The organism is Acinetobacter sp. FY731, assembly GCF_059515905.1.
In genome coordinates this window covers 84,708-97,601 of record NZ_JCAKNB010000003.1, presented here as the reverse complement: position 1 = coordinate 97,601, position 12,894 = coordinate 84,708, and the positions used below count along the sequence as shown (strand labels likewise).

General features: G+C 35.4%; 12 protein-coding genes. 7 read left to right on the top strand and 5 right to left on the bottom strand.

Annotated elements, in window-relative coordinates; genetic code table 11:
• Positions 1–46 precede the first annotated feature (46 nt).
• Positions 47–1,366, top strand: a complete 1,320-nt coding sequence (pepP, locus tag AC5YC8_RS04580) for a Xaa-Pro aminopeptidase (RefSeq protein WP_496163721.1) — start codon at positions 47–49, stop codon at positions 1,364–1,366.
• Positions 1,367–1,445: 79 nt separating this feature from the next.
• Here the strand turns inward: pepP and AC5YC8_RS04575 are convergent, their stop codons facing one another.
• Positions 1,446–2,543 (bottom strand): acyltransferase family protein, encoded by a 1,098-nt coding sequence (locus AC5YC8_RS04575; RefSeq protein WP_496163720.1) that lies wholly within the window; start codon positions 2,541–2,543, stop codon positions 1,446–1,448.
• A 397-nt stretch (positions 2,544–2,940) separates the two neighbouring features.
• Here AC5YC8_RS04575 and ubiH point away from each other — a divergent pair, with 397 nt between their 5' ends.
• From ubiH to AC5YC8_RS04560, 3 genes are all read left to right on the top strand, one after another.
• On the top strand, positions 2,941–4,149 hold the full coding sequence (gene ubiH, locus AC5YC8_RS04570) for a 2-octaprenyl-6-methoxyphenyl hydroxylase (protein ID WP_496163719.1): 1,209 nt from the start codon (positions 2,941–2,943) through the stop codon (positions 4,147–4,149).
• Positions 4,146–5,387 (top strand): FAD-dependent monooxygenase, encoded by a 1,242-nt coding sequence (locus AC5YC8_RS04565; protein ID WP_496163718.1) that lies wholly within the window; start codon positions 4,146–4,148, stop codon positions 5,385–5,387. The genes ubiH and AC5YC8_RS04565 overlap by 4 nt, the downstream gene beginning before the upstream one ends.
• A gap of 173 nt (positions 5,388–5,560) precedes the next feature.
• The gene (locus AC5YC8_RS04560) at positions 5,561–5,830 is read left to right on the top strand and encodes a hypothetical protein (RefSeq protein ID WP_496163717.1); all 270 of its coding nucleotides are present in this window, start codon (positions 5,561–5,563) and stop codon (positions 5,828–5,830) included.
• Positions 5,831–5,884: 54 nt separating this feature from the next.
• Here AC5YC8_RS04560 and rsmI read toward each other — a convergent pair whose 3' ends face one another.
• Positions 5,885–6,727 (bottom strand): 16S rRNA (cytidine(1402)-2'-O)-methyltransferase, encoded by an 843-nt coding sequence (gene rsmI, locus AC5YC8_RS04555; RefSeq protein ID WP_496163716.1) that lies wholly within the window; start codon positions 6,725–6,727, stop codon positions 5,885–5,887.
• A gap of 158 nt (positions 6,728–6,885) precedes the next feature.
• On the opposite strand from rsmI, the gene AC5YC8_RS04550 reads away from it, so the two are divergent.
• The 3 genes from AC5YC8_RS04550 (at position 6,886) to AC5YC8_RS04540 (ending at position 8,914) form a co-directional block, all read left to right on the top strand.
• Positions 6,886–7,317 carry a YraN family protein gene (locus AC5YC8_RS04550; protein WP_496163715.1) on the top strand — a complete coding sequence of 144 codons (432 nt, stop codon included), beginning with the start codon at positions 6,886–6,888 and terminating at the stop codon, positions 7,315–7,317.
• 72 nt (positions 7,318–7,389) lie between these two features.
• Positions 7,390–8,037, top strand: a complete 648-nt coding sequence (locus tag AC5YC8_RS04545) for a BON domain-containing protein (RefSeq protein WP_496117109.1) — start codon at positions 7,390–7,392, stop codon at positions 8,035–8,037.
• Positions 8,027–8,914, top strand: a complete 888-nt coding sequence (locus tag AC5YC8_RS04540) for an alpha/beta hydrolase (RefSeq protein ID WP_496163714.1) — start codon at positions 8,027–8,029, stop codon at positions 8,912–8,914. The genes AC5YC8_RS04545 and AC5YC8_RS04540 overlap by 11 nt, the downstream gene beginning before the upstream one ends.
• Positions 8,915–8,933: 19 nt before the next feature.
• On the opposite strand, the gene nudC is transcribed toward AC5YC8_RS04540, so the two are convergent.
• The 3 genes from nudC to dnaQ all read right to left on the bottom strand — a co-directional run bounded on the left by nudC (position 8,934) and on the right by dnaQ (position 12,828).
• Positions 8,934–9,707 carry an NAD(+) diphosphatase gene (gene nudC, locus AC5YC8_RS04535; RefSeq protein WP_496117105.1) on the bottom strand — a complete coding sequence of 258 codons (774 nt, stop codon included), beginning with the start codon at positions 9,705–9,707 and terminating at the stop codon, positions 8,934–8,936.
• A complete protein-coding gene (locus tag AC5YC8_RS04530; RefSeq protein ID WP_496163713.1) occupies positions 9,707–11,350 on the bottom strand; it encodes a chemotaxis protein in 1,644 nt (547 codons plus the stop codon). Before AC5YC8_RS04530 ends, nudC begins: the two co-directional genes overlap by 1 nt.
• 122 nt (positions 11,351–11,472) lie before the next feature.
• Complete coding sequence (gene dnaQ / locus AC5YC8_RS04525) at positions 11,473–12,828, bottom strand: DNA polymerase III subunit epsilon (RefSeq protein ID WP_496163712.1); 1,356 nt, start codon at positions 12,826–12,828, stop codon at positions 11,473–11,475.
• Positions 12,829–12,894: the final 66 nt, after the last annotated feature.

The window sequence follows — 12,894 nt, the reverse complement described above, 5'->3', positions numbered from 1 at the left end:
TTAATTGCAACAAAATATATCAAAAATTAAAAAGAAGTTATTGTAAATGAAGAAATTGACACAAGCACACTTTCAAGATCGTCGTGATATCTTAGCGGGTGAAATGGGATTACGCAGTATTGCCATTATTGCAACGAGTCCTGCTGTTATGAGAAATCGTGATGCCGATTATAAGTTTCGTGCAGACAGTAGTTTCTTTTATTTAACAGGTTTTGCTGAACATGAAGCGGTTGCGGTCATTGAAACCTTCGACACAGAAGAGGAAGGTTATACATATAGCTTATTCTGTCGTGAACGTAATCGTGAAATGGAAATTTGGAACGGTTACCGTGCAGGTATTGATGGTGCTATAGATGAATATGAAGCAGATGAAGCCTTTGCAATAGATCTGCTAGATTCAGAAATTATTGATAAGTTAATTAATAAAGATAAAGTTTTTTATCGTATTGGGCATCAATCTGATTTCGATGTGCGTGTAGCCCAATGGATGAAAAAAGCAGAAGAACAACAACGTGGTGGTTTAGATGCACCTGCACGTATTATTCAACTAGATCGTATTGTAGATGAAATGCGTTTGCATAAATCGGCAGATGAAATTGAGCTTATGCAAATTGCATCTGATATTAGTGCTGAAGCACATACACGTGCTATGCAAGCCGTTAAACCAGGTATGATGGAATATGCGTTAGAAGCTGAACTCAATTATGTGTTTGGCCAAAATGGCTGTGTACCATCGTATAACAGCATTGTGGGTGGTGGTGAAAATGCCTGCATTTTGCATTATGTAGAAAATGATCAAGAACTAAAAGATGGTGACTTAGTGCTGATAGATGCAGCATGTGAATATCAACTTTATGCATCTGACATTACCCGTACTTTTCCTGTGAATGGTAAGTTTAGTCCTGAACAGAAAGCTTTATATAATATTGTTTTAGAGTCGCAAATTGCAGCTATTGATGCTGTACGTATTGGTCATTCATATAAAGAGCCTCATTTTATTGCTGTGAGAATTTTAGTTCAGGGTTTACTTGATTTAGGCATTATGAAAGGTGATTTAGATCAAATTATTGCAAGTGAAGGTTATCGTCAGTTTTATATGCATGGAACAGGGCATTGGCTAGGTATGGATGTACATGATGTAGGTGCATATAAGTTAGATGGTGATTGGCGTACTTATGAAGAAGGTATGGTGGTTACTGTTGAGCCAGGTTTGTATATTGCACCTGATGATGAAACTGTTGATGAAAAATGGCGTGGTATAGGCATACGTATTGAAGATGATGTTGTTGCTACGAAAAATGGTCCACTCGTTTTAACTAAGAATGTGGTGAAGACTGTAGAAGAAATTGAAGCTTTGATGTCGTAATAGTATTGTTTTAATTAAATAAAAGCCGATCTAATAATGATCGGCTTTTTTATTTTTTTAATAAATAGTGTATCTATTATTACTTGTTTTTTGTATATTTTTTACTAAGTTGTATGAATTTTAACTCTATGTTGGTATATGTAAATAATGATATTATACATATTAAAGTCCATGTGATAATAAATAGTATATAATATATAGGTGTATTAAAGCCAATGAAATAATAATGAGAAAAATAGTTCAATAAAAACCAAAATATTCCATGTAGCAAATAAATACTATAGCTAGCATCCCCTAGAATTATAAAGCCCCTCATTGTTAATATTCCAAACCAATTAGCGCCTTTGATAATAGTGAAAAATAAAAATGCATGCAAAAATGGGTGGATATATCTAAGAGGGCTGATGTTTGTTGTATGAGAACCAATTATAATGCAAGCGATTAGTGAAGAAATTGAGAGGATATTTAGTCTGTTTTTTGAAATATTAAGCTCTATATTGTTGAGACATAATTTATAAAATAATCCTACTGAAAAATAAAAACCATATAATAATATTTTAAATATTGGAGGCTGTGTTATATATAAAATTAAAGTTAATGAAATTATAAATGGTAGTGTTTGATGTATTTTCTTTTTTAAGAATAATATAGAAATTATTGGTAGTGTAAAGTAAAACATCCACTCCCAGACAAGTGTCCAAGTAACTCCAGCATTAATTAAGTAAGAAAAATTATATGAGTTAAAGTTTGGTCTAATATTTAAAAGTCCAAAATCAAACCAGTATAAAATTTTAGAAATATCATTTAACCCGAATAAAATAATGGATATTAGGACACAAATGAAGGAAGATAGAAAACTTATAGGAGTAGGAGCTATTCTAAAAAAGCGTTTGATAAAGAAATTTTTCCAATTTTGTTCATTAAATGGAGTTTTTGCAAATAAATATCCAGAAATTATAAAAAAAATTGCTACCCCGAATTGTCCTATATAATTAATAAAATTAGATGTTGATGACCAATTGCCAGTATTGAAAAAGTTAGTAGAGAAGAAGTAATGATGGAATGCGACCATGCTTGCTAAAATATATCGTAATCCATCTAAATTAAGTTCCCTTTTTATTGATAGCTCATAAGGTGTTAGTTTATTGATTAGAAGATGTGTAATAAAACCAGTCATTAAAATTATTGTGAATACTAAAATGAAATAATGCATGCTTTATAGTTAGTTAAGTTAATTAATAATATTATATTTTAATTTTATGAGTTTATGGGTTTTATAAAAGATATATTTTTAAACGAACAGAATAAAAAATGCTAGGCTAGATTTGTTAATTTTACTGAAATATTATTTTATCGGCAATAAGAAGAAAAAAGCAACAGAGCTTTGTTTTTTTGACGTTTTGATGTCTCATAATGATTGTATAAGGAAATAAGTACAGTTTCTTAAAGAATAAAGGAATCTTCTTTGCAGGAATCATTATAAAAAACCTCATCTTTCAGGTAATATAAAATCCATTAAAGATTTTAGGTCTTTCGGGTTGAAAGCTCGAAAACTACATAAGAAGGGTACAAGCATGCAACAAGAAATTATTATTGTTGGTGGTGGTATGGTGGGGCTAAGTTTATCCCTCATGTTGGCGAAACAAAACATTGCAGTAAAACTGCTTGAAGCCATTAAATATCCAAATTATGAAGATGCAAATCTTGCCCCATATCACTCAAGTTTTGATGCACGAAACAGCGCTCTCTCACGCCGTAGTGTACAAATTTATCAAGAACTGGGTTTATGGGAATCTTTACAAGAACATGCAACACCTATTTTACAAGTTCATATTACAGAACAAGGCAGTTTTGGTAAGGCGCGTTTAAAAGCAGAACAAGAAAAAGTAGAAAGTTTTGGGCAAGTGATTGAAAATGCATGGCTTGGTCGTGTGTTACTTACAGAAGTCCAAAAAGAGCCACTGATTGAACTTATTGATGGTGTACAAGTAACATCATTAACTCAAAATGAAGATGAAGCACATATAGAGGCAGAGCGTTCGGGCGAAAAATTATCACTTACAGCGAAACTAGTCATTGCTGCCGATGGTCGAGATTCATTTTGCCGTAAAGCTTTAGGTGTCGGAGCATCTGTGCATGATTATGACCAAGTTGCGATTGTAACCACTGTTCAAACATCAAAACCTCATGATCATGTAGGCTTCGAGCGTTTTAGTCATTTAGGACCTTTAGCATTACTACCTTTACCTGGAGAATATCGCCGTTCAGTGGTTTGGCCAGTGAAAAAAGGCACAGAAGGTGAATGGTTGGGCGATGATAATGATCAACACTTCCTAGATGCCTTGCAAGAAACTTATGGCGACCGTGCAGGTAAATTTGAAAAAACAGGTAAGCGTTTCTGTTTCCCATTATCTCAAGTTTTAGCAGAGAAACAGGCGGTAGGGCGTGTTGTGTTAATGGGTAATGCTGCTCACACCATTCATCCTGTTGCAGGACAAGGTTTTAATCTTTGCATGCGTGATGCTTATGTATTGGTGCGTTATTTAACAGAGCAATTGGCTAAATCGGAAGATCTTGGTGAGCCGTCTATGCTCTTAGATTATGAAAAGTCACGTTTAACCGATCAGCAACGTGTAATTAAATTCTGTGATTCGGTTGTACGTGGTTTTAGTAATCAAAACCCATTCTTAAAGCTTATTCGTAATACAGGATTACTTGCATTTGACCTTATTCCAGGCATTAAGCCCTTAGTTGCAAACTATGCAATGGGGTTAAAAGCATGAGCCAAACAGACAAAGTTTTAGATGTTGTTATTATTGGTGGTGGTTTAGTTGGTGGTTTAACTGCATTACTTCTTGCTAAAGGTGGCGTGCAAGCCACTGTTTTAGATGCAGCACCCATTTTAGATGCTGAAAAAACGTTAGCTGTCGCAAATCCACGTGTTTTAGCTTTAAGCCAAGCGACTATTCATTTGCTTAAAACAGCAGGTGTATGGGATCAACTTGCACGTCAAATGCCATACAGTGGTATGCAAGTGTGGAATAAAAATGGTTATGGTGAAATTAATTTTGGCGAACAATCTGAGAATACGCCAAGTATAGATCATGCTTTAGGTTCAATGGTTGAACCAAGTATTTTAAATTTAGCCATTCAGCAAAAAATGCTAGAACAAGTGACTGATTACAGAACGCAAGTAAAAGTTGCACGTATTGAGCAGGGTGTGGGTGTTTGGTATGTTGAACTTTCAGATGGTACAACGCTAAAAACCAAATTGTTAATTGGTGCCGATGGTGCAAATTCATTTGTACGTGATCAAGCATTTATTGATTTAGATATTTTAGATTACAAACAAGCAGGCGTGACATGTGCTATTCGCACAGCGAAGCCACATCAACATGTTGCTCGACAAATTTTCTTAGAAACGGGTCCTTTGGCATTTTTGCCAATGGCAAGTTTAAACGTCGAACAAGATGGTTATTGGCAGTCGATTGTTTGGACATTACCAGACGATTATGCAGATGAATATTCAGCATTAAATGATGATGATTTTAAAGCGTTATTAACGCGCGAAAGCCATCACATGTTGGGTGAAGTTTTAGAAGCAACACCACGCGCCAAATTTCCACTGAAAGCTCGTGCCGCTAAGCGTTATGTAAAAGATGGTTTAGCAATTATTGGTGATGCTGCTCATGTGATTCATCCACTTGCAGGTCAGGGTGTAAACATTGGTTGTTTAGATGCAGCGGTGCTATGTGATGTACTTTTACATGATCATCAACGTGGTGTTTGGGCGCATGAACAAACACTGAAGCGTTACGAACATCTACGTAAAGGTCAAAATGATGCAATGATGCATAGCATGTCTGCTATTGGGTGGTTGGAAACAACAACATTTTCTCCAATTGTTTGGGCTCGTAATTTCGGCTTAAAACAAGTTGAGAATCAAGTTGCCTTAAAAGATGCATTTATGGCACAAGCCAATGGTTTACAGTTACTTAAGAACACGCGTTACAGTGTCTAACATTAATTAGCTATTTTTTAATCGGTCGTTAATAAAAAATTACCAATTTGATCAAAAAATAGACCATTTCCGATATTTGACTCTATGCGAAATGCGAAGAGATTGCTAAATTTCTTCGTAAATCATCACCAATAAATTTGGTTGTTGAATGCACGAAATGTGGGGATATGAAAATGACTGATATGAATGATTATGATGATGTAGAAGACTCTACTGTCGATGATGATGAAGCTGATGCTGCCGAAAAAGGTGCAACAGATGGTGATGAAAAAGCAACAGATGGTGATGAAAAAGCAACAGATACAGATGTAACTGAAGCGGAAACATTGACTATTACAGCGAAGTTAAAACAGCGTCAGTCTTTGGAAGATGAAGTTGCTGCATTTCTTGCGCGTGGTGGGAAAATTACAGAAGTTCCACCAGATGAGTCTGCAAAAGATTAAATAAAAAAACCCATGAAATTAAAGTTCATGGGTTTTTTTAGCTTTGCCAAAAAATTATTCGACTTTGTTTGTAAGTTCTAAAGCACGTTGGTAAGCAACTTTCTTCTTAATGCCTGTTAAATCTGCAGCAAGTTGAGAAGCAGCTTTTACAGATAAATCCTGTAGTAAGCGAGTTAGAAGTTGATCAAGCTTCTCTTGCTCCATATCTTTTTCTTCACTTGCACCACCAATAACTAAAACAATTTCACCTTTTTGTTGGTTTGAATCACTTGAAATAAACTCAACCAATTCACCTAAAGTCATTTTTTTGATGGTTTCAAATGTTTTTGTAATTTCACGAGCAAAACCAACAGGGCGATCTGCACCAAAAACATCAGCCATATCTTTCACACATTCTAAAATACGGTGAGGCGCTTCATAAATGATCATGGTTTGAGTTTCATCTTTTAATCGATTTAGATGAAGTAAACGCTGAGATTGTTTAGAGGGTAAGAAACCTTCAAAACTGAAACGATCGCTTGGTAAGCCTACGGCACTTAAAGCAGCAATAGCAGCACATGCGCCAGGTACAGGAATAACTTGAACGCCTTTGGCTTGAGCCGCACGAACAAATTTAAAACCAGGGTCACTAATGAGAGGTGTACCTGCATCACTAATGAGCGCCATATTTTCACCCGCTAATAAACGATCAACAAGGTGATTTACTTTTTCACTTTCATTGTGGTCATGGCATGCGGTTAATGGCGTGTTAATACCAAAGTGTTTAAGTAATTTAGCAGATGTACGTGTGTCTTCGGCTGCAATGAGCTTTACCGATTTTAGAACTTCAATAGCACGATAAGTAATGTCATCTAAATGCCCAATTGGTGTGGCTACAACGTATAACTGAGCACTCATATTCAATCTCCAATGGGTGTGCTGATGTCGCGATAATTTTGTATCATCGTAACGAAGAATCCGCTATTCTACCCGAAATTAGAGTATCAATGGCGAAGCAAACTAGATCTTCTTCCTTATTGCTTGAATCATAAACATTTAAAAACAACATCAATAAAATGAAAAATATAAATAAAGATAAATCAAAATTAGGTGATTGGGCGGAGCGTCAGGCTGCTTTATTCTTAATAGATCAAGGGTTTCAAATTCTTCATCAAAATTATCATTCTAGATTTGGAGAAATCGATTTAATCATTAGGAATGCTCAAGACTTGATATTTGTTGAAGTGAAGGCTCGTTCAAAAACACAATATGGTCAGTCTTTAGAAGTTGTGTCTATCGCTAAACAAATGAAAATTATAAAAACAGCACTTGTATACTTAGATAAATATCCTGAAATGAGTGACTTGTATTGTAGATTTGATGTAATTTGTTTTGATTTTAAACAACAATTTGCAAAAACTGTACAGCATGACTTTTCACATTTCACGTATGATCTGAATTGGATAGAAAATGCTTTTACTTTTGATTCAGAGTTTATTAATCTTTGAACACAAGTTAAGACATTGTTAAATGTTTGAATGCTAAATAAAGATAGAATATTGAATAAGGAGTCTTGCCGAGTGTTGAATCGTATTGCAATAACCATGCTCTGTGTTGCAAGCTTATCTGGCTGTGCAAGTTTTATTTCTGGTGGTACAGGTACAGCACCTGTAGGCACTGAAAGTGGTGCAAGATCACTAGGACAAGTCTTTATTGATAATTCAATTGAGCGTACTGCAAAAATTAATTTATATAAACTTGATTCTCGCTTTAAACAATCTCGTGTGAATATTGAAAGTTTTCATAGCAATGTTCTTTTAACGGGGCAGGTGCCAGATCAGAACTTAAAACAACTTGCTGAAGATAATGTTCGAGCAATGAGTGATGTAAAAACTGTGCATAACTATATTACGGTGGGTAATCAAATTGGTTATTCAACAATTATGCAAGATACAACAGTTACTGCAAACACACGTGGGCTAATTATGAAAGCACCGGTGGTATCTGACAGTAAAGTACGTATTCATACCGAAGATGGTGTTCTTTATGTTATGGGGCGTTTGAGTACGGCTGAAGCAACGGATTTAAATCAAGTGCTTCAACAAGTGGGGAATGTAACGAAAATTGTGACACTCATTGATACTACAGACAAAGCTTCCTCAAATGCTAATATGTTAATTCAACCTGCAGTACAAACACCTGTTGCGATTGATCCAAATGCTCAATAATGTTGAACCTTTGCTAAAAAAGCTAAAAGTACAAACAACAAATTTGAAATATATCTATGAAGAGTTTCGAATTTATGATGTTGGTAGCTATGCTTTAAATCGGCTTACGCCTAAAAAAGGTTATTCAATACGTGAAAATATTGCTTATGGTTTAGCAGCTCGTCATCGCTTAGATTTATATCAAACAGCATCACCTAGAAAAAATAGACCACTTCTTGTATTTGTTCATGGTGGTGCGTGGTCGCATGGGGATAAAAAAGATTATCGCTTTGTAGGAGAGGCTTTTGCAAAAGAAGGCTTTGATGTTGTTATTATTAATTACAATTTAGCACCACAACATATTTTCCCTATTTATATTGATGATTTAAGTCTTGCGTTAAATTATTTGGATTTACATCAAGAAAAGTTAAATATTTCAACACAAAGTGTTGTATTGATGGGGCATTCAGCAGGCGCATTTAATGTTATGTCGGCTGTTTATCATCCACAAACTTATGATATTCGTTGCAAAATGAATATCAAGGCTTTGGTTGGGTTGGCTGGGCCATATCATTTCGATTATAAGGGTGATCCATTATGTGCAGATGCCTTTGATCAGGAAGAGCCTTATCAAAATGTCATGCCATATTATTTTGTAGAGTCGAATGATATTCAGCATTATTTATTTATTGCCGAAAATGACACAATTGTACATTTAAGTAATGCAACTGATTTTGATCAGAGACTCAAAGAGTTGGGTAATCATAGTGAAATGGTGATTATTCCCAAAACAGGTCATGTTACTTTAATGGGATCTATTTCTAGTATTTTTAGTCGTTTTTATAAAACAAAATCTGAAATTATGAATGTGTTGGATCGAGCTTTAATTGAATCTTAAAGCTCGAGTGAAGAGGGGCTTAAAGCCAGTCTTTGGTGTCATCAGCAACTTTTAAACCTTGAGTCACATGCATAATCATGGCATGTGCAATGCTACCTTTAAATGGAATTTCAGGCAGTGCATCAAATTTAAAAAATTGAGCATCGCTAATTTCTTCTTCTTGTAAGAGCAGATTGCCATCTGCATATTCTGCTTTAAAGGCAATCATTAAATTGCTTGGAAATGGCCAAGGTTGGCTTGCTAAATATTGGATATTTTTAAGCTTTAAGCCGACTTCTTCTTCAGTTTCACGACGAACTGCATCTTCAAGAGTTTCACCCACTTCAACAAATCCTGCAATTAAACCATACATGTTGCTTTTGTTTTTTGCATTTTTGGCAAGCAAAATTTCATTTTCTCCACGTGTAATGACTGTAATTACACAAGGTTGAACGCGCGGGTATTGATGGTAACGACAAGCAGGGCAAATCATTGCGAATTCAGTCGAGTGGACTTCGGTTTTTTCACCACAATGACTACAAAATTTATGATTTCGACGCCACTCTAAAAGTTGAATTGCTCGACTGGCTTGCTCGAATTGTTGAGTATTCCAAAACTGAAGGAGTTGACGAATTGGAACAAGTTGTAAGCCATTTGGAATAGCTTCATTGTCTTGAAGGTCACGGGCAATCACTTGATCACCCGTGCTAAAACTTAAATCACTTGCAAGCTTTTCAACTTTAGGGAGTTGAAAATTTTCATCTACAAGAAGTTGTTGTTGATGGAAAATATATGCAAGTGATAATTGAGTCATTAGGCTACAGATTTAAGTTTTTCGCTACTTGCTAATGCTACATCAAACATTGACTGTAAAACAGGTTGTTTGTTTTTTAAATTTTCGATAAGTATGTCAGCACTTGCTAAGGTATCAAAAATTGAGTGCGTATCTTCTGGAGAAAGTGGCTTTTGAGCATTAATTTGTGCTGCAACAAAATGAGCAGCATTTTTTAAAGCTGTTTGACCTGTCACAACATTTAAGAACAGAAGAGCACCTGCAACTTCTTCCAATTTTGAAGGAATAATAGCAAGAGGTTCTAATTCTTGATCTTTAAGATGCTGTTCTAAGCATAAGGTGATTAAATCAATTGTTAATTTTGCTTCATTGAGTAATGTTGCATGTGCATCATCCAAACGATCAAGCGCAATATTTTTGTTGTTTACACGAAGCTGTAAACGGCTAGAAGTGTGATGACGCTCCAAAATACCAATGGCATTCATTGCAGAAAGCAGCTCATTCATCAGTTTTTGAGCAAAACTTTCATCTTTTAACAGCTCTGTATTCTTTAATTCTTTTGCTTGAATGCTTAAAGATGTGTACGCATCATCAAGATTTAAGACATGGAAGATATTTGCAATGTCTTGAATTTTAGTTTGCAACTCCAATGTTTTTTCAGGGCTCATTGATTGATAGTTATATTCAATATCAATACGTAACTGCGCCATTTCAGTAGATACTAATTGAGTAATCGTATGAATAGTATCGTAGTCTGGACCATATAAATGACGACTAAAGACTTGAAGTTGTAAGTCTGTTAAAAGTTGGTCGCCAATATTTAGTTGATCACGAATGTGCTGTGATGTCGCATTTTCTTGGCTAATCGCTAAACTTAAAATATTAGATAAATGACTTAAATTTGCTTTAAACCGTTCAGGAGTGTCAAAGAATTGACGAATGTTAGTTTCTATTTCAATGAAGGTACGTAGACGCGGTTCGTTAATAATGAGTTGATCAATATTTTCAAAAACGTAATGAACCAAACTCCAATATTGTTTACTTGGAAGCTCGTGAGAAAGATTTGCTAAATAAGCACCCACTATTTTAATTGCTTGTAAATCTAAAAGAGTTTCTTCTCGTTTAAGTAGTCTATTTAAAGCAAATTTGTATAGGCGATGTACGTATTGAGATTTCTCTAGAGAAGGTGCTTGAGGCAACTCAAAATCAGGTGTAATGTCACCTAAGAATTTATCAACTTGATAACCTTCTTGAGTGACTGTTTTGCCTAAAGCAATTTCTAAACGGTTTAATGTGCTCAGTAAAAATTGTGGAATTTCAACTTCACGTAGGCAGATAAATTCAATATAGCGCTTCAACATGTTTGTGCCTTCACTTAAGGCAACAATTTCTTGAGTGTTAATTGCGCTTGGATTTGCCATAATCTTACGCATTAATTCAGCAGAGTATTTCGCTGTTTTTGCAAGATTGTTCATGCCAATGAGGTTTAATACTTGAGCACATTGTTCTAGCTGTAATAAAGCATCATCAATACCAAAAGGTAAAGTTTCATCTTCCACTAAAGTGCTTACTGCAGTTTCAACTTGTGAAATATAGTTGTCCACTTCATTTTTAATTATAAGTAATGCAGTTGGGTCAAAGTGTATTGAGGTTTGGTAAGACATCTATCTGCACCTATCCTAAGTTATAGCTGTATTTCGGATGCTCAAAATGAGCAAAATATTTATTACTTACTATAACTTAAGTATTCAAGTTTTAAATAAAAAAACAAACATCCGTTTAAATATTATTTTGCAAAAAGGCAAGGCTCGCCATGTTTTTTCTCATATTCTTTGACCCAATTCTCATGTGCTGCTAGTTCATCTTCAGATGGTAATATGGCAGAAAGTTGAATTTCGACTTCACGGCGAGCAGATTCACCATCTAGAATCTCTGTACTAGAAAGAGCATCAATATCAAAAGATACCTGCCCACCAGTCATTGCTAAATAGACATCAGACAGAATTTCAGCATCGAGTAAGGCACCGTGGAAAGTACGATCACGTGCTGGAATTTCATAACGACGAACTAAAGCATCGAGGGAGTTTTTTTGACCTGGATGTTTATTCTTTGCCATTGCCAAAGTATCTGTGACTTCACAGACATCAGAAAGCTTACCTAAACCAACACGTTCGAACTCCATATTTAAGAAGTTCATATCGAATGTTGCGTTATGGGCAATAATTTCTGCACCTTTTAGATAGTCGTATAAGACATCCGCAATTTCGGCATACTTAGGTTTATCTTTTAAAAAATCATCAGAAATACCGTGAATATTCTCAGATTCACCGACTTCTTTTTCTGGGTTGATGTAGATGTGAATTGAACTTCCCGTAAGTTTACGGTTAATCATTTCAATTGCGCCTACTTCAATAATACGGTCGGTATCTTGGAAATAGAAACCAGTTGTTTCTGTATCTAGAATAAGTTGACGAGGACCGTGAGCTTCTAATGTTGCAGGTGTAATGACAATTTGTGGATGAGTTTTCGAGTTGACTTTATTTTCCATAAAGACTTCATTTGACTCATCTATAGCCTCTGCTTCAACTACAAGATTTGGTTCTTCAAGAAGTTCTTCAGACTCATCAATTTCATCTTCGGCTAAATCAAAGCCAAAAGGGTCATCTAGAAGCCAGTCATTTTCAGCTTTTTTTTTATCTGAATCTGGGGTGTTTAACTTTTTTGCAGTTTCATCTGCACCTTGGTTTGCAAGTTGATCTGCCATTTCATTTCCTGCATGACCAGCGTGACCTTTAATCCAATTCCACTCAATTTCACGACCCTGACAGGTTGCATCGAGTTTTTTCCAAAGATCGGGGTTTTTTACGTCTTTCCAGTTCTTTTTTTTCCAACCGTGAATCCACTCTGTAATGCCTTGTTTGACATAATTAGAATCGGTCCAAATAATTAATTTAGCATCAGAAGGGCATGCAAGAATACCTTCGATGGCAGCAGTTAATTCCATACGGTTGTTTGTTGTATGGTCTTCGCCACCACAAATTTTACGTTCTTCTTGACCATCAATAATATATGCTCCCCAACCACCTAAGCCAGGATTGCCACGACATGCACCATCTACATAAAGTGTGATTGATTGAGACATAAGTCATTTCCAAAAAATTTGAGTGAAACAAAAACAGTGCTATTGTATATCGCAAATTGACCGATT

Coding starts and splice junctions, on each gene's coding strand:
- AC5YC8_RS04540 (WP_496163714.1), top strand. CDS start 8,027: ATGCTCAATAATGTTGAACCTTTGCTAAAAAAGCTAAAAGTACAAACA.
- rsmI (WP_496163716.1), bottom strand. CDS start 6,727: ATGAGTGCTCAGTTATACGTTGTAGCCACACCAATTGGGCATTTAGAT.
- dnaQ (WP_496163712.1), bottom strand. CDS start 12,828: ATGTCTCAATCAATCACACTTTATGTAGATGGTGCATGTCGTGGCAAT.
- AC5YC8_RS04560 (WP_496163717.1), top strand. CDS start 5,561: ATGACTGATATGAATGATTATGATGATGTAGAAGACTCTACTGTCGAT.
- nudC (WP_496117105.1), bottom strand. CDS start 9,707: ATGACTCAATTATCACTTGCATATATTTTCCATCAACAACAACTTCTT.
- AC5YC8_RS04550 (WP_496163715.1), top strand. CDS start 6,886: ATGAAAAATATAAATAAAGATAAATCAAAATTAGGTGATTGGGCGGAG.
- ubiH (WP_496163719.1), top strand. CDS start 2,941: ATGCAACAAGAAATTATTATTGTTGGTGGTGGTATGGTGGGGCTAAGT.
- AC5YC8_RS04575 (WP_496163720.1), bottom strand. CDS start 2,543: ATGACTGGTTTTATTACACATCTTCTAATCAATAAACTAACACCTTAT.
- AC5YC8_RS04565 (WP_496163718.1), top strand. CDS start 4,146: ATGAGCCAAACAGACAAAGTTTTAGATGTTGTTATTATTGGTGGTGGT.
- pepP (WP_496163721.1), top strand. CDS start 47: ATGAAGAAATTGACACAAGCACACTTTCAAGATCGTCGTGATATCTTA.
- AC5YC8_RS04530 (WP_496163713.1), bottom strand. CDS start 11,350: ATGTCTTACCAAACCTCAATACACTTTGACCCAACTGCATTACTTATA.